16 protein-coding genes and 1 pseudogene are annotated in these 20,253 nt (G+C 60.9%); 12 read left to right on the top strand and 5 right to left on the bottom strand.

Annotation, left to right across the window (positions count from 1 at the left end; translation table 11 throughout):
* Nucleotide 1: 1 nt before the first annotated feature.
* Entirely contained in the window at nucleotides 2-2,026 is a 2,025-nt protein-coding gene (locus O3A94_04510) for a molybdopterin-dependent oxidoreductase (protein ID MDA1355515.1), read from the bottom strand.
* Nucleotides 2,027-2,110: 84 nt separating this feature from the next.
* Between O3A94_04510 and O3A94_04505 the strand changes: the two genes are divergently transcribed.
* A complete protein-coding gene (locus tag O3A94_04505) occupies nucleotides 2,111-2,584 on the top strand; it encodes a DUF488 domain-containing protein (protein ID MDA1355514.1) in 474 nt (157 codons plus the stop codon).
* Here O3A94_04505 and mmsB read toward each other — a convergent pair.
* The 3 genes from mmsB to O3A94_04490 are packed head-to-tail and all read right to left on the bottom strand — an operon-like array spanning nucleotide 2,581 to nucleotide 5,727.
* A complete protein-coding gene (gene mmsB, locus O3A94_04500; GenBank protein ID MDA1355513.1) occupies nucleotides 2,581-3,471 on the bottom strand; it encodes a 3-hydroxyisobutyrate dehydrogenase in 891 nt (296 codons plus the stop codon). The genes O3A94_04505 and mmsB overlap by 4 nt on opposite strands.
* 11 nt (nucleotides 3,472-3,482) lie before the next feature.
* On the bottom strand, nucleotides 3,483-4,577 hold the full coding sequence (locus O3A94_04495) for an enoyl-CoA hydratase/isomerase family protein (GenBank protein ID MDA1355512.1): 1,095 nt from the start codon (nucleotides 4,575-4,577) through the stop codon (nucleotides 3,483-3,485).
* 10 nt (nucleotides 4,578-4,587) lie between these two features.
* Nucleotides 4,588-5,727 (bottom strand): acyl-CoA dehydrogenase family protein, encoded by a 1,140-nt coding sequence (locus O3A94_04490; protein MDA1355511.1) that lies wholly within the window; start codon nucleotides 5,725-5,727, stop codon nucleotides 4,588-4,590.
* A gap of 151 nt (nucleotides 5,728-5,878) precedes the next feature.
* Between O3A94_04490 and hemB the strand changes: the two genes are divergently transcribed.
* Nucleotides 5,879-6,889 (top strand): porphobilinogen synthase, encoded by a 1,011-nt coding sequence (gene hemB / locus O3A94_04485; protein MDA1355510.1) that lies wholly within the window; start codon nucleotides 5,879-5,881, stop codon nucleotides 6,887-6,889.
* Here hemB and O3A94_04480 read toward each other — a convergent pair.
* On the bottom strand, nucleotides 6,886-7,752 hold the full coding sequence (locus tag O3A94_04480; GenBank protein MDA1355509.1) for an alpha/beta hydrolase: 867 nt from the start codon (nucleotides 7,750-7,752) through the stop codon (nucleotides 6,886-6,888). The genes hemB and O3A94_04480 overlap by 4 nt on opposite strands.
* A 120-nt stretch (nucleotides 7,753-7,872) precedes the next feature.
* On the opposite strand from O3A94_04480, the gene O3A94_04475 reads away from it, so the two are divergent.
* From O3A94_04475 to O3A94_04430, 10 genes and pseudogenes are all read left to right on the top strand, one after another.
* The gene (locus O3A94_04475) at nucleotides 7,873-9,024 is read left to right on the top strand and encodes a CoA transferase (protein ID MDA1355508.1); all 1,152 of its coding nucleotides are present in this window, start codon (nucleotides 7,873-7,875) and stop codon (nucleotides 9,022-9,024) included.
* 9 nt (nucleotides 9,025-9,033) lie between these two features.
* Nucleotides 9,034-11,469 carry a penicillin acylase family protein gene (locus tag O3A94_04470; protein MDA1355507.1) on the top strand — a complete coding sequence of 812 codons (2,436 nt, stop codon included), beginning with the start codon at nucleotides 9,034-9,036 and terminating at the stop codon, nucleotides 11,467-11,469.
* A gap of 217 nt (nucleotides 11,470-11,686) precedes the next feature.
* Nucleotides 11,687-12,547, top strand: coding sequence for a flagellar motor stator protein MotA (motA, locus tag O3A94_04465; GenBank protein ID MDA1355506.1), 861 nt, complete (start codon nucleotides 11,687-11,689; stop codon nucleotides 12,545-12,547).
* 9 nt (nucleotides 12,548-12,556) lie between these two features.
* Nucleotides 12,557-12,856, top strand: a pseudogene (locus O3A94_04460) (hypothetical protein).
* Between the two features lie 519 nt (nucleotides 12,857-13,375).
* Complete coding sequence (locus O3A94_04455; GenBank protein ID MDA1355505.1) at nucleotides 13,376-14,050, top strand: OmpA family protein; 675 nt, start codon at nucleotides 13,376-13,378, stop codon at nucleotides 14,048-14,050.
* Nucleotides 14,051-14,113: 63 nt separating this feature from the next.
* Nucleotides 14,114-16,003 (top strand): SLC13 family permease, encoded by a 1,890-nt coding sequence (locus tag O3A94_04450; protein ID MDA1355504.1) that lies wholly within the window; start codon nucleotides 14,114-14,116, stop codon nucleotides 16,001-16,003.
* A 25-nt stretch (nucleotides 16,004-16,028) separates the two neighbouring features.
* Nucleotides 16,029-16,796 (top strand): arginyltransferase, encoded by a 768-nt coding sequence (locus tag O3A94_04445; protein ID MDA1355503.1) that lies wholly within the window; start codon nucleotides 16,029-16,031, stop codon nucleotides 16,794-16,796.
* A 101-nt stretch (nucleotides 16,797-16,897) separates the two neighbouring features.
* Nucleotides 16,898-18,001 carry a TRAP transporter substrate-binding protein gene (locus O3A94_04440; protein MDA1355502.1) on the top strand — a complete coding sequence of 368 codons (1,104 nt, stop codon included), beginning with the start codon at nucleotides 16,898-16,900 and terminating at the stop codon, nucleotides 17,999-18,001.
* Between the two features lie 122 nt (nucleotides 18,002-18,123).
* A complete protein-coding gene (locus tag O3A94_04435; GenBank protein MDA1355501.1) occupies nucleotides 18,124-18,663 on the top strand; it encodes a TRAP transporter small permease subunit in 540 nt (179 codons plus the stop codon).
* 1 nt (nucleotide 18,664) lies between these two features.
* Complete coding sequence (locus O3A94_04430) at nucleotides 18,665-20,245, top strand: TRAP transporter large permease subunit (GenBank protein MDA1355500.1); 1,581 nt, start codon at nucleotides 18,665-18,667, stop codon at nucleotides 20,243-20,245.
* Nucleotides 20,246-20,253: the final 8 nt, after the last annotated feature.

Genomic DNA, 20,253 nt, shown 5'->3' with positions numbered 1-20,253 from the left:
ACTAAACCGCCGATATCTCTACTTCGATGCCGTGCACCGCGCTGCTTTCGCCCATGTCCGATTTTACACCCGGATTGAGCGTGTTCACATTGGCCCGTTCCGGACCGGCGCTGCGCGGCCAGCGGCCTTTCACGCTGTGCGCGACGCCGGGCGCCACCATGTCGGAAATCGCCACTTCGAGTTCCAGGCTGCCGGTGCCGTTGGACAGGCGAACCCGCCTTCCCGCAGTCAGACCGCGCGCTTCGGCATCGGCCGGATTGATCGTCACGATGGCCGGGCCGAGCTGTTTTTGAATCTTGCCGTCATTGGCATAGGAATCGTTCATCAGCCATTCCGAGGCCGGGGTGATGAGCCTCAAGCGTCCGTCGCTCGGCTGTGCGTCACTGCCGGGCTGCGGCAAACGCGGGTGGCCATCCGCCTCGGCGGCGGCGCTGGCGATTTCGATCTTGCCGCTGGCGGTCGGGAACTTGAGATCGGCGAACTGCAATTGCGGCTTGGGGCTTGGAAACATCGTGCCATTGGCTTTCAGCGCTTCGAAGCCGCCTTCGATGCCGACGTCCTTCACCACATGAGCGATGATATCTGCGTCGCTCTCTTGCAATTCGGGTTCGGTAAAACCCATAGCGCTGGCCAGGCGACGGAAAATCTCCTGGTTGGGCAGCGCTTCGCCCATCGGCTCCGCCACTTTGGTTTGGGCCGAGAACGACATATTGAAATAGCCGGACACCAGATCGTCGAATTCCAGAAAAGCGGCGGCGGGCAGAACGTAATCGGCGAAATCCGTGGTGTCGGTCGCGAAGATGTCGAGCACCACCGTAAACAAATCGTCGCGCTTAAGCGCCTGCATCAGGCGCGCTTGCTCAGGGCTGGAGGCAGCCGGATTAATGTTCCAACAGATAAACGCGCGAGCATTTTCCGCACTCTCCAAATATGCCGCCATGTCCATTTGGCTGAGCGTTTCGGGGCTGTTGCTGAGATGAGGCGCCGCCAAATAACTGCCGTCTACGCCCTTTTGGCCGCCGCCGTTGAGATACAAGAGGCCCGCGCCCGGCTTAGCGTAATTGCCGGTGAGCGCCGGCAACAGCGAACAGGCGCGGATGATATTGCCGCCCATGGGCTGGCGCTGCAGGCCTTGGCCGAGCCACAACAGCGCCGGCCCGGCGCCGTATAGTTTGGCTGCGCGCTCGATATCGGCCGCCGGCACGCCGGTCTCGGCCGCGCCCCATTCGGGCGTGCAGCTATCGAGCATCGGCTCCAATTCGTCCCAGCCGACACTATTGGCGGCGAGGAAATCGCGGTCGATCATGCCTTCGCGCTTGAGCACATGCATCATGGTGAAGGCGAGTGCGGCGTCGCTGCCGGGGCGAAGCTGCAGGTGTAAATCCGCCGCCGCCGCAGTGGGGTGGCGCACCGGATCGATGACAATCACCGGGCACGGCGCCTCGGGCAACCAATGGCTATGCGCGTGTGGCGCGCTGGCGGACGGATTGGCGCCCCACACGATGATGCATTTGCTGTCTTTGACGGTGCGCGGATCGAAGCCATGCAGAGAGGTGCCGAGCATATAGCCGAGCGCCACATGGCCGGCCATGTTGCACACCGTATCGGGCTCGACCTCGCGCGCGCCGAGCCGGCCGAGAAAGCGCATCGGGAAATTGTTGGCGATCAGCGAGCAAGTGCCGGTGTAATGGGCGTGCAGGATATTCTCGGCGCCATTGGCCTCGACAATATGGCCGAAGCGGGCCGCGATTTCCGATATCGCGGTATCCCAGGAAACCGGCTCGAAGCGTCCCTCGCCCTTGGCGCCGACGCGCCGGAGCGGCTGTTTCAACCGTTCGCCCTCGTCGAGAAGCACACCGTTGTAATATATCTGGCATTTGCCGCACAGCTTGCCGCGGCTGACGAAATGGTCCTTGTCGCCGCGCACCGAAACGATTTTTCCCGCCTCGCGCAGCACCTCGATGCCACAGGCATCATAGCAATCACGGGGGCAGGTGGTTTTGAGAATTTCCTTGTTCACGGCCATTTCGCTTCCTCCAAGCTGAAGGTCGCAATCTAGCGCTCTAAGGGCCTCCTGGGAAGGTTAGCGAACCAGTGTTAGAATAGGACGATGAGCGGTGAGCGAATTCTCCACACAATCGGCCATTCCAATCATTCGCTCGACAAGTTCCTTAGCCTGCTGGCCGCCCATGAAATCTCGATACTGATTGATGTGCGCTCCTGGCCATCGTCGCGCCGCTTGCCACATTTCAACCGCGCTGAATTGCAGGAATCGGCGACGGCAGCGGGCCTCGGCTATCTTTGGTTCGGCAAGGAGCTGGGCGGCAAGAACGATGGCGACACCGCCGCACCGGCGTTTCGCACCCGCATCGGCGAACTGGCGGAATTAGCGGAGCGCGAGCAGATCGCGATGATGTGCGCCGAGGAAGACCCATCGCGCTGCCACCGCAAACAATTATTAGGCAGGCCGCTCACCGAGCTCGGTGTCGAGATTGTCCATATCCGCGGCGACGGTCGACTTGTATCGGACGCTGCGCTGAATGCCGCCTCTACGGCGCAATTCTCCCTATTCGCGGACGACTAACGGCCCTGATCGATCAGTTTGAAGATAGCGGAGAAGTCGAGGGATTCGTTTCCGGCGTCACAGAATTTGGCATACAGGCGGGCCGCCTCAGCACCGATCGGCGTGGCGGCGCCGGCGCTTTCCGCCGCCTGCTGGGCCAGCTTGAGATCCTTGTTCATCATCGCCGCCGTGAAGCCGGGCTGATAATCGCGGTTGGCCGGCGACGTCGGCACCGGCCCCGGCACCGGGCAATAGCTGGTCAGCGCCCAACATTGGCCGGTGGCGCTGGAAACGATGTCGAACATGGTCTGGCGCTCCAGCCCCAGGCGATCGGCAAGGGCGAACGCCTCGGAGGTGACGATCATGCCGGCGGCAAGCATCATATTATTGCAGATCTTGGCGGTTTGACCGTTGCCTGAGGGACCGGCATGCACCACCGTCTTGGCCATCGGCTCTAATACCGGCTCAGCGCGGGCGAAGGCGCTATCGGTGCCACCAACCATAAAAGTAAGCGCGCCCGCCGCCGCACCGGCGACGCCGCCAGACACAGGCGCATCGAGCATCTCGAGACCGCGCGCCGCCGCCGCCTGGCAAACTGCGCGCGCCGTGGTCACATCGATGGTCGAACAATCGATCAACAACGTGCCTTCGGCGGCACGTTCCAGCACGCCGCCCGCAGAGGTATAAACTTCGTGCACATGCGTGCCGGCCGGCAGCATGGTGATCACCGTGTCGCGGCCCGCGGCCGCGTCGCCGGGGGTCGTCGCCAGCGCTGCGCCGGCGCCTTGCGCAGCATCGAGCGCCGCTTGCGCAAGGTCGAAAGCTGTCACCGCATGGCCCGCTTTGACCAGATTGGCGAGCATCGGCCCACCCATATTGCCTGCTCCGATAAAGCCGATGTCAGCCATTTGTTTCTCTCCTATTCAAACGTCATGTCGCCGCTTGCCGGCGGCTGGAAATAGCTTTCTATCAGCTCCTCGCCAACATCTTCGAGACGCGCCGGGAGCCATTTGGGCTGGCGGTCCTTGTCGATGATCTGGGCGCGGATACCTTCATAGAATTCATGCGAAAAATTGCAGCGGATGGCCATGCGGTATTCGACCTTCATCGCCGCCTCAAAATCGAGATCGCTATATTGCGTCAATTGGCGGAAAGTGATTTTCAGGCTGGTCGGCGATTTCTCCAGCAAGGTGGTGCGAGTTTCCTCGGCCCAGGGCGAGCCTTCGGCGGCCAAATTGACAAGGATTGCCTCTACCGAATCGGCGGCAAAGCAGCGATCTACGTCAGCTTGACGGTCTGCCAGCGGCGCGTCTCCTGGATCGGCGCTGAAATCTCCAAGCACCGCATCGATGGCGCTTTTGGCATTGCCCGAGAGATCAGCGGCGGCCAGCGCGGCTTCGAACTCGGCCATGCGGGCACTCGGCACATGATGCGTGGCGAGGCCAAGATAGAGCGCGTCGGCGACGCCGACGCGTGCACCTGAGAGGCCCATATAGAGGCCCATCCGGCCCGGACACCGCGGCAGAAAATACGTCGCGCCGACATCGGGAAAGAGGCCGATACCGGTTTCCGGCATGGCGAACAGGGCGTGCTCGCTCATCACCCGGTGTGACCCATGAAATGAGATACCAACGCCACCGCCCATGACGACGCCGTCGATCAACGCCACATAGGGCTTAGTAAAGCGATAGACCAGCGTATTCAGGCGATACTCTTGCTCATAAAACGTAATTGCAAACTGGCGCGTTGGATCGTTCTGCTGCTGGTGCAAAAAACGGATGTCGCCGCCTGAGCAGAACGGCACGCGGCCATCTTCGCGCGCCGCGCCCCTGATTGCCACGGCACGGACCGCCGGATCCCCCTGCCATTCCCGCAACTGTGCGTCGAGGGCGATCGCCATCGGTTGGGTCAGCGCGTTGAGCGCTTGCGGCCGGTTTAGGGTCACACCCGCCAAGCCGCCGTCCCGGGAAAAGACGATATCGCCGTCCGCCGCGTTTGAATCCTCTTGCGTCACGTAATCCTTTCTATTCTTGCAATAGTTTGCGCGCGATGATGACGCGCATAATTTCGTTGGTGCCCTCGAGAATCTGATGCACACGGAGATCGCGCAAATGGCGCTCAACCGGGTGATCCATCAAATAGCCGTATCCGCCAAGAAGCTGCAAGGCATCGTTGCAGATACTAAACCCGGCATCGGTGGCGAAGCGCTTGGCCATCGCGCAGGCTTGGGTTTTATCCGGCGCACTGTTGTCGAGCTTGCTGGCGGCGTTATAAATCATCAGCCGCGCCGCTTCCAGCTCGGTCGCCATATCAGCGAGTTTGAATTGCAGCGCTTGGAAATCAGCGAGCTTTCGCCCGAATTGTTCACGCACCAAAAGATGCTGACGCGCGATCTCCAGGCTGGCTGCCGCCGCGCCGAGCGAACAGGCGGCGATATTGATGCGTCCGCCATCAAGTCCGGCCATGGCGATGCGGAAGCCCTGGCCTTCCGCGCCGATGCGGCTGGCCACCGGCACACGGCAATCCTCAAAATTGACCATCGCCGTCGGCTGACTATGCCAGCCGAGCTTGTTTTCCTGCGCCCCAAAGCTAAGACCGGGTGAGTTCTTCTCGATGGCGAGACAAGTGATACCTTCGGCCCCGGCGCCGCCGGTGCGCACCATGGTGACGTAAACATCGGTCGATCCTGCGCCCGAAATAAACGCTTTGGAACCGTTCAGCACATAGTCATCGCCGTCTTGCACCGCCCGAGTCTTAAGGGCGGCGGCGTCCGAGCCCGAGTCTGGCTCGGTGAGGCAATAGCTGGCGAGCAATTCCATCGAGCTAAGGCCTGGCAGCAGGCGCCGGCGCAGTGCGTCGTCGGCAAAGGCATCGACCATCCAAGTGGCCATATTGTGAATCGAGATATAAGCCGCGGTGGAGGCGCAAGCGCCGGCCAGAGCCTCGAAAATCAACGCCGCGTCGAGGCGCGTGAGGCCGGAACCACCGACGTCCTCGGCCACATAGATGCCGCCGAATCCGAGCGCCGCGGCTTTTCGTAAGGCGGCCACGGGAAATATTTTGTCGCGGTCCCACGCAGCGGCATGCGGCGCGAATTCGCTCGCAGCAAAATCACGTGCCATTTCCTGAAACGCTGTCTGCTCGGGGTTCAATTGGAAATCCATGGCAGGCACTTTACTGGCCCGCCGAGGCGTGCGAAAGAGCCTGGCGGTGATTGGTTAAAAGATGTTGACTCTGCCCCGTCCTCACGCCGACGATTCTGAGGCGGATACTGATGGCGCGGACAAAGCGCATACGAAATCTAAAGGAGCCTTCATGGCCAATTTTCCCGGAACATATGGCCGATATCCGGCGACACGTTTGCGGCGCAACCGGCGCTACGAATGGTCACGCCGCCTGATGGCGGAGAACGTGCTAACTCCGGCCGATCTGATCTGGACCGTGTTCGTGCGCCCAGGCCAGGGCGAAGTAGAACCTGTGCCCTCCATGCCCGGCGTCGAGCGGGTGTCGCCGGACGTATTGGCGGAGCGAGCGCGTGAAGCCTATTCGCTCGGCATCCCGGCACTCGCCGTTTTTCCACAAACCCAGCCGGAGCGCAAAACACCGGACGGCGACGAAGCGCTCAATCCGGACAATCTAGTGTGCCAGGCGGTGCGCGCGGTGAAAGACGCGGTGCCGGAGATGGGCGTGGTGTGCGACGTGGCGCTCGATCCTTACACCAGCCATGGCCAGGATGGCCTGGTTCGGAACGGCTATGTGGTCAATGACGAATCGGTCGAGGTGTTGTGCCGCCAGGCGCTCAATCAAGTCGCGGCGGGCTGCGACGTGATCGCGCCGTCGGACATGATGGATGGGCGCATCGGCGCGCTCCGCAAAGCGCTCGACGGCGCCGGCCATGAAAAAGTACTGCTGCTCTCCTACGCCGCCAAATATGCCAGCGTGTTCTATGGCCCGTTCCGCGACGCGATGGGCTCGTCTACATCCCTCGGCGAAGGCGACAAGCGCACCTATCAGATGGACCCGGCCAACACGGACGAGGCGATGCGCGAGGTTGCTCTCGATATCGAAGAAGGCGCCGACATGGTGATGATCAAGCCGGGCATGCCCTATCTCGATATCGTGCGCCGGGTGAAGGAGACGTTCGCCATGCCAACCTACGTCTATCAAGTCTCGGGCGAGTACGCGATGCTGATGGCCGCGGCCGAAAGGGGCTGGCTCGACGGCGAAGGCGCGATCATGGAATCACTGCTCGGCTTCAAGCGCGCCGGCGCCGACGGCATTCTCACATACGCTGCCATCCGCGCGGCACAGGTGCTAAACGGCTAGGCGCGCAACCAATCGGTGACGGCGGCGATTTGTTCGGCCACCATCAGTGACGGGGTGTGGCCGATGCCGGGATATTCGATAACTTCCGTACCGTCCTGGCGCATCTCCGCCGCCGTTTCGGCCGGCAGAATCTTCGATTCGCCGCCGCGCAGGGCCAGCACCGGGCATTCGATGCGCCGCCACCACGGCCATAGCTCGATGTCACGCATCGGACCATGGGCGCGCAGCGCGTCGCCGATTGCCGGATCGTGATGATAGGAAAAACCGCCGTCGTCGCACCGGCGCAGGCTATGCAACGTGAGATGCATCCAGGTCTCATCGCTCAATTCGCCCCATTCGGCGCACACCTGCCTTTGATATTCTTCCGCTGCCTCGAGATCCTCGAATTTGGGCGCCCGGCCGACGCGCTCGGCAATCGGTTCCATACCGCTCGCCGGCAGGAAGGGGCCGATATCGTTGAGAACCAGACGCCGCACCAAGCTGCGCGCCACGAGATCTTCATCGCCGGCGATCAACATGCCGAGCGAGCCGCCGAGAGAGGTGCCAATCCAATCCACCTCCACCAGCTCTAGCGAGGCCAACAAGCCACGAATATCCGAGATATACGTCGCCGGCGAATATCCGCCCGCCTCGCGCAGCCAATCGCTTTCGCCGCGCCCTGCAAGATCGATGCAGAGCACCCGGTGACTATCGCCGAGCGCCTCGGCAAAGGCGTCGAAATCGCGCGCATTTCGCGTCATGCCATGCACACATACCGCGACGCGTGGATTCTCCGCCTCGCCCCACTCGGTGTAGGCCAAACAGCGAAAGGCGCCGAGCCGGTCCGCATGGCGGTCTGAGATTTGAAAAACATTCTTTTGCATGATGTTAAAATTCCTAAATCCATAGGTGCGCCAGTCCGATATGCAGAGACGCGCCAGATCGGCGAATAGCGTGTATCATCCCGGCCAGAAAATCTAAAGCAACAAGGATGCAGATTTGATATGGCGGTTCCTGGGCCCCTCAACGGCATTACGATTATCGATCTGACACGGGTCCTCGCGGGGCCTTATTGCACCATGGTGCTGGCCGATCTCGGGGCCCGAGTGATCAAGGTGGAGGTGCCCGAAAAAGGCGATGATGCGCGCGCCTTCGGCCCGTTCATTAATGATAAATCGGCCTATTTCATGTCGGTCAACCGGGGTAAGGAGAGCCTGGCCCTGAACCTCAAAGACGATGCCGACCGCACGATCTTCGAGGCCCTGTTAGAAGATGCAGACATACTGGTTGAGAATTACCGCGGCGGCACCATGGAGCGCCTCGGCTATGGCTGGGAAAGCCTACATCCACGCTTCCCACGGCTGATCTATGCCGCCTGTTCAGGATTCGGCCACACTGGCCCCTATGCCGAGCGCCCGGCCTACGACATGGTGGTCCAGGGCTTAGGCGGCGTGATGAGCCTGACCGGCCATCCTGGCGGGCCGCCAACCCGGGTCGGCACGTCGATCGGCGATATCACTGCGGGCCTGTTTACCGCCATCGGCATTTCGAGCGCGCTGCATCATCGCACAACCAGCGGCGAAGGCATGAAAATTGATGTCGCGATGCTCGATTGCCAATTGGCGATCCTAGAGAACGCCTTAGCGCGCTATTTTGCCACCGGCGAGGTGCCGGGCCCGCTGGGTGCGCGCCACCCCACCATCGTCCCCTTCCAAAGCTATGAGACGGCGAACGGTCATGTCATCATCACCGCCGGCAATGACGCGCTGTTCGCAACATTGTGCAAGGCCCTGGCCCGCCCCGAGCTGGCCAGCGAAGCGCGCTTTAAGGACAATGCGGCGCGCGGCGAACATGTGGAAGAATTGCGCGTGGCGCTGGAAGCGCAGTTGAAACAGCAGCCGACGGAGCATTGGCTCGACATACTCACCAAAGCCGGCGTCCCGGCCGCACCAATTAATAATGTCGAGCAAGTGCTGAATGATCCGCAAATCGCCGCCCGCAACATGGTGATCGAGACCAACGACCCGCAAGCCGGGCCGCTCCGTATGGCAGGCAACCCGATCAAGCTATCGGCTTTCGATGACCCGACCAGCCGCCAGCCCGCGCCCGGCCTTGATCAACACCGCGCCAGCATCTTGGACGGCCTCAAGGAGTGACACCGCGCCATGGCTAGAAAGCGTAAACGCAAAGGCCAGTTTGGCCTGCAAAGCCGGCGCCGGGGATTTCGTTGGTGGTGGCCGTTCGGCGGATTAGGCGCCCTTGTCCTGCTCGTTATCATTGTTTTGGCGGGAGGCTATATTTGGTTGCGCGGTTCTCTCCCCGAGATCGACGGCGAGGTGCAGCTCGCCGGCCTCAAGGGCGAGGTGGAGGTGATCCGCGACGCCCATGCGATCCCGCATATCTATGCCGAGTCGGTCGAAGACGCGGCGTTCGCGATGGGCTTCGTTCATGCCCAAGACCGCCTGTGGCAGATGGAATTTCAACGCCGCATCGGCGCCGGGCGGCTATCTGAATTGTTCGGCGCAGAATCGCTTGGCTACGACCGTTTTTTGCGCACGCTTGGCGTCTACCGCGCGGCAGAGCGGACGTTCGAAAACCTCGATGCCGAAACACAGGATATTTTTAAGGCGTATGCGGCCGGTGTGAACAGCTTCCTGGCCTCGCGCGAGGGGCCGCTGCCGCTCGAATTTTTGCTGATTTCGCACGAGCCTGAGCCTTGGCGACCGGCCGACAGCATCGTCTGGATGAAGATGATGGCGTGGGATTTAGCCGGCAATGCCCTGGATGAAGCGCTCCGCGCCCGCATGGCGAAAATACTCAACGCAGACCAGATCGCCGCGCTCTGGCCGGGGTATCCGGGGGACGGCCCGGCGGTGTTAGAGAGCCAAGCGCTGCCCGATCTGCCTTGGGAAGCTCTCGCCGCCCTCCTGCCGCCGCGCCCGCCCGAAGGCCTGGGCTCCAACAACTGGGTGCTCTCGGGCGAGCATACCAAGAGCGGCAGCACGCTCCTAGCTAATGATCCTCATTTGGGCCTGCAAATCCCGAGCCTCTGGTATCTTGCCCATATGAGCGCGCCGGGCATGGATGTTGCGGGCGCCACCCTACCCGGCTTGCCGATGCCGGTGCTTGGACGTACGCCGAATTTCGCCTGGGGCTTTACCAACACCAATCCAGATGTGCAGGACCTCTTCATTGAGCGCCTCCATCCGGACGATCCCCATAGATATCTTGTTCCGGGCGGCAGCGCGCCATTCGAGACGCGCCAGGAAACCATCTGGGTTAAAGACGGCAAGAATGTGGAACTCAGCGTGCGTGAGACGCGCCATGGCCCGATCGTTTCCGACACCATCCGCGGCAGCAGTGAATTTCTCCCAACCGGGCACGCCGTGGCGTTCGCCTGGACGGCGCTCCGCGACGACGATCTCAGCGCGCAAGCCGCGACGCGCATCGGACTGGCTGAAGATTGGGGCAGCTTCACCGCCGTCTTGCGCGATTTTCACGCGCCGCAGCAGAATATCGTGTTTGCCGATATTCACGGCAACATCGGCTATATCGCGCCCGGCCGGGTGCCGATTCGGCGCTCGGGCAATGGCTGGATGCCGGCGAAGGGCTGGACCGGCGAGCAAGACTGGGAGGGGTTCATCCCCTATGCGGGTCTGCCGCGCCTATTCAACCCACGCTCTGGTCAGATCGTCACGGCCAACAACAAAGTTGTCGGACTGCATTATCCTTATTTCATCACGCGCGACTGGTCGCCACCACACCGCGCAGTGCGAATCGAAGCACTGCTCGGCGGATCGGATTCGCACGATAAAGAGAGCTTCGCCGCGATCCAGGCGGACACCGTGTCCCTGGCGGCAAAATTTTTATTGCCACGGCTGCTGACCTTGGTGCCGCCCGGCAGCGAAGCGGCGCAAGACGCATTGATCCGTTTGGCGGCGTGGGATCATGTCATGGCGGCTGAGAGGGCCGAGCCACTGATCTACATGGCCTGGCTACGCGAATTGATGCGTGTTCTCTTCGCCGACGAATTAGGCGCCACATTTCGCGATTATTTCACGATCCGCGAGAGTGCTATTTTTGACGCACTGAAGCCCGGCGGCGCCTGGTGTGACGATACGGCAACCGCCTCGAAAGAGGATTGCGCCGCCGCCGTCGGTACCGCGCTTGACCAGGCGCTCGATTACCTGGCTAGCCGCTACGGTGAGAATATGGACGGCTGGGCGTGGGGCGAGGCGCATTACGCACACAGCGACCATGAGGTTCTGGGCCGTGTCCCGCTGATTGGTAAATTGTTTGAAGTCCAGTTGGCCAATGGTGGCGCGCGCAATACGGTCAACGCCGCCGGGTTCACGGTGCGCGACGAAGAAGAACCGTTTGTGCAAAATCACGGTCCGGCATACCGCGCCATTTATGATTTGGACCCGCTCGGGCAATCGCGATTTATTCAAAATACCGGCCAGTCCGGCAATCCGCTTTCGTCGCACTACCGCGATTTCGCTGAGATGTGGCGCGACGGCGAATATGTCCCGCTGCTGATGAATCGGGCGGAAATTGAATCCACCAACATCGGAACCCTCCGCCTCACGCCGCGCCAATAAAACGAACCGTCGCGCAGCTGGCCGGCGCAATCCGCCAGAGCGCCGCAGGCGCGCGCAACTCATCTGGTCACGACCCCTCCGGGGAGGCATCAAATTCCGGGATATCGTGGTTAACCGTTTTTTCACCCTGTCGGCGGTAAGTTGAGCCGTCAAACGATCTCGGCGCGCACCACAAGGCGGTGGGCGCAGAGGATTGATTGAAGCGGGGTGAGTTTGGATGCTGTTAATCGTTGGCAGCTTGACGGTTATCATTTGCGTCATTGGCGGCTTCGTCATGATGGGCGGCCATATTGAGATTCTGATTCAACCGGTCGAATTCATCATAATTGTCGGCGCGTCGGTAGGCGCCTTCATCATCGCCAATCCCAAGACCGTCATCATATCCTGCTTCAAAACCACGTTGGGCTTACTGAAAGCTCCGCGTCACAACAAGGCCAGCTTTCTCGAATTGCTCACGCTGCTGTACGCGGTGTTCAAACTGGTGCAGATGAAAGGCATGCTGGCGCTTGAACAGCATGTCGAGAACCCTTCGGAAAGCGACCTGTTTCAACAATTTCCTAAATTTTACAATGACGAAACCGCCGTCACCTTTCTCTGCGACTATATCCGTCTCATGACCCTGGGATCGGACAAGGCGCATGAAATGGAAACTTTGATGGACGAGGAGATCGAGACACACCACAACGATCTGCTCGAAATATCTGAGGCCATCAACAAGGTCGCTGAAGCCATGCCAGCGCTCGGCATTATCGCCGCGGTGCTAGGTGTGATTCATACTATGGGCTCTATCACCGAGCCGCCGGAGGTTCTCGGCCACCTCATCGGTGCGGCGCTGGCCGGCACCTTCCTCGGCGTTTTGTTGTCCTACGGATTCGTCGGCCCGATTGCGACGGCAATTAAGGGCCGCTCCAACACGGACACCAAATATTTTGTCTGCATGAAGGCCGGCCTGCTTGCCTATATGCAGGGCTACGCACCGGCCGTCAGCGTGGAATTTGCACGCAAGACGCTTTACTCCCATGAGCGGCCTTCATTCTACGATGTCGAAGAGGCGGTCGCCGAACTGCCCGCGACATAGGCCGACGCCATGGCCACCAATGTCAATGAACTGATCTTTATTAAGAGGGTCAAGAAGACGGCCCATGTGCCCGCTCATGGCGGCGCCTGGAAAATAGCCTACGCGGATTTCGTGACAGCCATGATGGCGTTTTTCCTGCTCATGTGGCTGTTGAACGCAACGACCGAAGACCAGCGGACGGCCATTTCCAACTATTTCGCTCCTGCCAGCGTCAGCGTATCGACGAGCGGCGCGGGTGGCGTCCTGGGCGGCCGCACGCTCGACAGCGAGGGTGCGATGGCCTCGAATTCGTCACAGCCCGGCCTCATACTCGGCATGCGTGTGCCGAACTTCGAAAATGGCGACGGCAATAGCGAAGAAGAATGGAGTGAAGAAGAAGGTGCGTTCGTCCAGCGCGGGCCGGTCGAGGCGCATGATATTGAAGGCACGACAGGCAGCCATATGGGCACGCTCGACGCGCATGACCAAGAGCAGGGCGGTGGCACCCATTTGGGCAACGTGGATAAAAACGACGCCAAGGATGCCAAGGGAAAATTCCTCGCCCATGCCGATAAAAAGAACGGCCCAGATGCGGAGCTTGGTGTTTCTAATATTGCCGGACCCGAACAGGGCGTGACCGGAGACTCGGCGCAGCGGCGCGAAAACGGTGCCGGTAGTGCTGAACGACGATTTGCCCAGCGCGAACAGCGGCGCTTTGAAAAAACGGCGGCGGCACTCCAGGCGTTGTTTAGCCAAGACCTGAATTTGCGCCCCTACAAAGACAATCTCAGGGTTGAGCAAATTGGTGCAGGCCTCAGAATTCAACTTCTCGACGATCAAAAGACCGCAATGTTTCCGCTCGGCAGCGCTGAAATGATGACGGAAACAAACGAGATGATGGCCAAAATCGCCGAATCCATCAAAAAGCTCCCCAACAAAATTGCCATCGTTGGCCATACCGACGCGACGCCCTATCGCGCTGGGTCTGGATACAGCAATTGGGAACTTTCCACGGACCGCGCCCATGCCACCCGGCGCGCCCTCATCGCCGCCGGAGTGCCGGAAGAACGGCTGGTCACGGTGACCGGCAAGGCCGCCACCGATCCGCTTAACAAAGCGGACCCGGAAGCACCTTCCAATCGGCGGATCAGCATCCTATTGCTGCGTGAGACTATGCCGCCGAAGCCCTTGCGCCGAGGTTTCTCCGATACGCAGAGCAGTCCCTTCGGAAACTACCAGGCGCCGATTTCACCAAGCCAAACCGTCCCGGTCGTACCGCCACGAGTGGAACAGGCGGGCGGTTCGGCGTTTGAAGACCGCGACCTCGATCCCTTCGAGTCGACCTCGCCCGAAAGCGACGCAGACAACGATGCAGATGAAGTAGTGCCGGCGCCGGCGCAGACGCCAACCGAAAGCGCCAAGGCAAAAGAATCTAAGGCGGAAGCCGAGGCGTTCCCGGCGGAGGAGATCACGCCACCCCAAGAAGAAGAACTTATCGACAGCGACCTCTGGCAGCGCCTCTAATCAACTTCGCTGGCGACTGACACCAGACAACGCTTGCGCTTGGCAAGGGCGCGGCCTTCTCTCATGATGTGCGCTATGATCGCCGCCGATCCGTTTCTCCTGATGTGGCTCACTCTGGCGCTCGCTGGACTGGCTATCATTGCCTATGCGCATCCGCGTATACCGCTCGAACTGACGTCTGTCGGTCTTGTCGCGGCGTTGCTCATCCTATTTCACGTTGCCCCACTGAAAGATGCCGACGGCGCCAACGCGGCCGATGCGGTGAGCCTGCTGAAGGGATTCGGCAACCCAGCGATTATTAGCGTTGTCGCCTTGCTGATCGTCGGCCAGGGCATGGTGCGCGCCGGCGCCTTGGAAATGATCAGTCAAACGATCTACCGCACCGCGCGTGGCCGCCCGGCGCCGGCCATCGCGCTCAGCCTGTTTGTAGCACTTACCACCAGCGCGGCGCTCAACAACACGCCGGTGGTGGTCATGTTCATCCCGGTTCTAGCTTCGCTTGCCGATCGCCTGGGGCACACCGCAAGCCGCGTGATGATGCCGCTCAGCTATTGCACCGTCTTAGGCGGCATGATGACGCTCATCGGCTCGAGCACGAACCTGCTGGTCGCCGGCACGGCGGCGGAGCTCGGCATGAAACCGCTGGGTTTCTTCGATTTCGCCGTTCCCGGCGCCGTGCTTGCAGCGCTCGGATTTATTTATGTGTTGTTCATTGCGCCGCGTTTGATGCCCAAACGCCAGGCCGAGGACGACGAGCCCGTCACCGCCAGCGGCAAACAGTTCATCGCCCAGTTTATCGTCGAGCCGCGCTCACCGTTGGTTGGCCTCGCGGCCGTCGGCGGCATGTTTCCGGCGTTCCGTGAGATGACGGTGCTCATGGTGCAGCGCGGCGCTGTACACAACCGGGCGCCATTCGAGGATCTCGCACTTGAACCCGACGATGTGGTGATCGTCGCGGCAACGCGCAAAGCGCTGATCGGCGCCGTGGCGCGCGGCAGCGGCCTGCAAATACGCCTCTCCGCCGCCGCGGAAGATAATACCACGCCCGGTGGCGAGTCCGCCGGCGAATCGGAACCCTCGGGCGGCGCCCGGTCAGAACAGGTGGTGGCCGAGGCCATGGTCTCACCGGGATCGCGCCTCCTGGGCTTACCGATTGAACAATCTGCTTTTCCGGCGGCGGATGGTGTGCGCGTTGTCGGCGTGCAACGGCGCTCACGCATGACGCGGGCGCATATGCATGAGGTGCGCCTCCAAGCCGGCGATGTGTTGCTGGTGTCTGGGCGCAGCCGAGACATCCGCGGCTTGCGCGCCAACCGCGACGTGGTGCTCATGCAATGGTCGGAAAGCGAGCTGCCGTCTTACAATCATGCCGGCCGCGCCAGCCTGATCTTTCTTGCCGTTGTCGGTGTTGCGGCGACGGGCGTCTTGCCGATCGTCGCGGCGGCCGTGGCAGGCGCGGCGCTGATGATCTTATCCGGCTCCCTAAACGTGCGCCAGGCGGCGCGCGCCATCGACCGCCAGATCGTTTTGGTGGGCGGCGCCGCGCTGGCTCTAAACGCGGCCTTGAGCGCCACCGGCGGCGGCGCGTATATCGCCGGTGGCCTGATCGACGCACTCGACGGCGCCGGCGCGGCGGTCATGCTGTCGGGATTTTTCCTTCTGGTGGCAGTTTTTACCAACCTGCTGAGCAACAATGCGTGTGCCGTGCTGTTTACCCCGATCGGAATCAACATTGCCAATGGATTGGGCATCGACCCGGTGATTTTTGTTGTCGCCGTGATCCTCGCCGCCAATTGTTCCTTTGCGTCGCCGATTGGCTATGTCACCAATCTTTTGGTCATGACACCTGGACGCTACCATTTCAGCGATTTCGTGCGCGCCGGAAGCCCGCTCGTTCTGCTGTTGTGGATCGGGTTTTCCCTGTTCGCGCCGTGGTATTACGGGCTTTGGTGAGACACGGCGGGTTATAATTGGCGCCATGACCTATCCGGGGGCAATCCACCGCGACAGTGGCGAGGAAGTTAAGCGTCAAAGCTTGACGGCGGACCGGCTCGACTTTCTGTTCACCACGAGGCCGCTGCCCTGCCCCTATTTGCCGGAGAAAATTGAGCGCAAAATTGTCGTCGCACTGGCCGACGACCGCGCCGGCAAAGATTATAAGCGCCTAATCAGCGCCGGGTATCGCCGCAGCGGCTCTATCGCCTATCGCCACGCCTGCCCAACCTGCCGCGCCTGCGTACCGGTGCGCCTGCCGATTGCCGACTTCACGCCGAGCAAATCCTTACGCCGGGTGGCCCGCGCCAACAACGACCTCGATGTCCGAATTCTTCCGCCCGAAGCAAGGGCCGATCATTTTGATCTGTTCACGCGCTATCAGGATGGGCGTCATGGCGGCGGTGAAATGGCGGACATGGATTATGCCGAATATCTCGGGCTTATTGAGGACAGCCCAGTCACCACGCGTATCGCGGAATTTCGTGACTCCCGTGGTGTATTGCTCGCGGCCTGCCTATTCGACGAATTGGCGGATTCGCTGTCCGCCGTTTACACATTTTTCGAGCCTTGCATGAACAAACGGAGCCTCGGAAGCTTTATGATACTTTGGCTTGTTAAGCACGGCCAGGAGAACGGCAAAAGCGACCTTTATCTCGGATATTGGATCGGGGAATGCGCCAAAATGGCTTACAAAGCACGCTTTCGCCCCTTGGAGATGCTTGACCGAGGCGTGTGGCGGCGCATGCTGTAACATTGATTATCAAGCACAGGCGGCGATATTCTTGCCGCAATGACGAAGGCGCGCCAAACGCGCCTCTCTTTCAACAGGAGGTACACGCCATGAGTAAATTGATTAAGCGTCGTTCATTTCTGAAAGGCGCGGCCGTTGCCGGCGCCGGCGTTGCCGCGGTTGCGGCTTCCAGTCTGGCCGCTCCCGCCATCGCGCAGGGCAAGCGAGAACTGAAAATGGTCACGACCTGGCCCAAGAATTTTCCCGGTCTCGGCACCGCCGCGGAGAATTTGGCGGCACGCATCGGCGCCGCCAGCGACGGCGCCCTCACGGTCAAGGTCTACGCTGCTGGCGAGCTCGTGCCGCCCTTCGAATCTTTCGATGCCGTGAGCCAAGGCACCGCCGACATGTATCACGGGGCGGACTATTATTTTCAGGGCAAGTCCAAGGCCTACAACTTCTTCACCTCCGTGCCGTTCGGCCTTACAGCATCCGAAATGAACGCCTGGATCTACCACTCCGGCGGTCAGCAACTGTGGGATGAGCTCGGCAGCGGCTTCAACATCAAGCCGCTCATGGCGGGCAACACTGGTGTCCAGTGGGGCGGCTGGTTCAACAAGGAGTTGAATGGGCTCGATGACTTTAAGGGCCTCAAGATGCGCATGCCCGGGCTCGGCGGTGAAGTTCTGCGTCGTCTGGGTGCCGCGGCCGTATCGCTGCCCGGCGGTGAGATCTTCCCGGCACTTCAGGCCGGTACGATCGACGCCACAGAGTGGGTCGGCCCGTGGAACGATCTTGCCTTCGGCTTCTACAAAGTGACCAAATACTATTACTGGCCAGGCTTCCACGAACCCGGCTCGGCCTTGTCGTTAGGCATCAATAAGGACGTGTGGGAAAGCTTGACCCCCGGCCAACGAATCCTGATCGAGTCCTGTGCAGCGGCGGTCAACGACATGGTGCTCGCCGAATTCAACGCTAAAAACAGCGATGCGCTGGCGACGCTTGTCAACGAACACAACGTGCAAGTGCGGCGCATACCGAACGACATACTCAACGCGATCGGCGAAAAATCGGGCGAAGTGGTGGCGGAGGCCGCCAGTGAAGATCCGATGACCATGAAGGTGTACCAGAGCTTCATCAACTTCCGCAAAAAGGCGATCGCCTACTCTAAGCTGTCCGACCAGGCTTACTGGGAAGCACGCCAGCTGCCGTTCAAATACGGGTGAGGCGATTGTGCCAATGACGCGCTACGGCCCGTGCCGCCAGACAGTGCGGGCCGTTTCTCTTGCGTCGCGCGCGCCGAGTTTCCCGGGTTAGTAGGCGCGCAAAGGGTGGAGGCCCTCAACGGGTGAAGACATTAGGTGCGGTAGCGCGCGCCATCGACATCGCAAACGAACAGATCGGGCGCGCTGCGGCGTGGCTCGCGCTGGCCATGGTGCTGCTCCAATTTACGGTTGTTCTGCTGCGCTATGTGTTCGGCATCGGCTCAATCTTCATGCAGGAAGGCGTGATCTATTTACACGCCGCGCTATTTCTGGTCGGCGCTGGATACACGCTCCTCCACGGCGGCCATGTGCGCGTCGACATCTTCTACCGGGACGCGCGACCACGGCGCAAAGCGCTGGTTGATCTGTTGGGTACGCTGCTGTTCCTGCTGCCAGTGTGCGTGGTGATCGGCTGGGCGAGCGTCCCCTATGTGGCGCAATCTTGGGTCAATTTGGAGGGCTCGCGGGAGACCAGCGGTATCCCCGCCGTGTTCGTGCTGAAATCGTTTATCCTGCTATTCGTCGTACTGATTGCGCTGCAAGGCGTTTCGATGTTGCTCCATTCCATACTAATCCTCACCGGCGCCGGGGAGCCCGAGCCTGAAAAGCCGGGGGCGGAGTAACATGGCGATCAGCGAAATCCTCGTCCTGTTGATGTTCGTCGCCACGTTTGGCTGCTTGCTCGCGGGTTTTCCCGTCGCCTTCACGCTGTCGGGCGTGGCGCTCCTCTTTGGGCTGTTCACCTATGCTTTCGGCGGCTTCGACATCTCCTTCGTGCGCGCCATGCCGCAGCGGGTTTTCGGCAATGCGGTATGGAATGAAGTGCTGCTAGCGGTGCCGCTGTTCATTTTTATGGGAGTGATGCTGGAGCGTTCCAAAGTAGCGGAGGAATTGCTCGAATCGATGGGCCGCCTGTTCGGCCGTCTGCGCGGCGGGCTCGGCATTTCGGTGCTCGTGGTGGGCGCGCTGCTTGCCGCCTCGACCGGGATCGTCGGCGCCACAGTGGTGACCATGGGCCTGTTGTCGCTGCCCACCATGCTGCGCCGGGGGTATGACCCAAAATTGGCGAGCGGCATGATTTGTGCCTCCGGTACGCTCGGCCAAATCATCCCGCCATCTATCGTTTTGGTCATATTAGGTGAGCAAATCTCCAACGCCTATGTCGACGCCCAACGCGCAATCGGAAACTGGTCGCCCGACCCAGTTTCGGTGGGCGATCTGTTCGCCGGCGCGCTCATACCCGGTCTGTTACTGGTCGGCATGTACATGCTGTATCAGATTATAATCGCCTGGTTGCGGCCCAATTCCTCGCCGGCGATGGATCCGTCCGAGTTCAAGGAGGAACATGGATTGGAACTGTGGCGCCGTATCAGCCATGCGTTGATACCTCCCTTCGTGCTCATCATTGCGGTTCTGGGTTCGATCCTGGCCGGCGTCGCGACGCCCACCGAAGCGGCGGCAGTCGGCGCTGTCGGCGCCTTGCTCCTGGCCGGCCTGCGGCTGGACGAGCGACGCCCGCTCCCGATTTACGCCGCCGGCTTATCTTTGGTCGGGCTGCTGGTGCTGGCGAGCCAGTTTGACCTGCGCATCGCGCGCGACGAAATCGGCACCGCCGATCAGGCCGCCATCTACGCGGCGTTCGTGCTGTGCGCTTTTTTGGCTTGGGGGGTCATCGCCAGCGTGGTGCGCACTTACCGCAGCGGCGTGCTGCAGGAGGTCGGCCGCTCCACCATGCAAATCAGCGCATTGGTGTTTGTCATTTTGATCGGTGCGGCGATGTTCTCTTTGGTATTCCGGGGCCTCGGCGGCGACGACATGGTGCACGCGTTCCTATCCGACATCCCGGGCGGCGTGATCGGCGCCATGCTCGTGGTCATGCTGGCGATGTTCCTACTCGGCTTCTTTCTCGACTTTATCGAGATCACCTTTGTGGTGGTACCGATCATCGCCCCGGTGCTGCTGCAAATGGACATCGATCCGATCTGGCTTGGCGTCATGATGGCCGTCAACCTGCAGACCTCGTTCCTCACCCCGCCGTTCGGCTTCGCGCTCTTTTACCTGCGCGGCGTGGCGCCGCCGGAAATAACCACCGGGCAAATCTATCGCGGCGTCATACCGTTCGTCGTGATCCAGCTAATTGCGCTCGCCGTCATCGGCTTGGTCCCAGGCTTGGTCACCTGGCTGCCGAAGATGGTGTATGGTTAAATTGAAAC

Source organism: Pseudomonadota bacterium, assembly GCA_027624955.1.
GTDB lineage: Bacteria > Pseudomonadota > Alphaproteobacteria > UBA828 > UBA828 > PTKB01.
The sequence above is the reverse complement of the archived record's forward strand: the minus strand, read 5'-3'. Positions and strand labels throughout refer to the sequence as shown.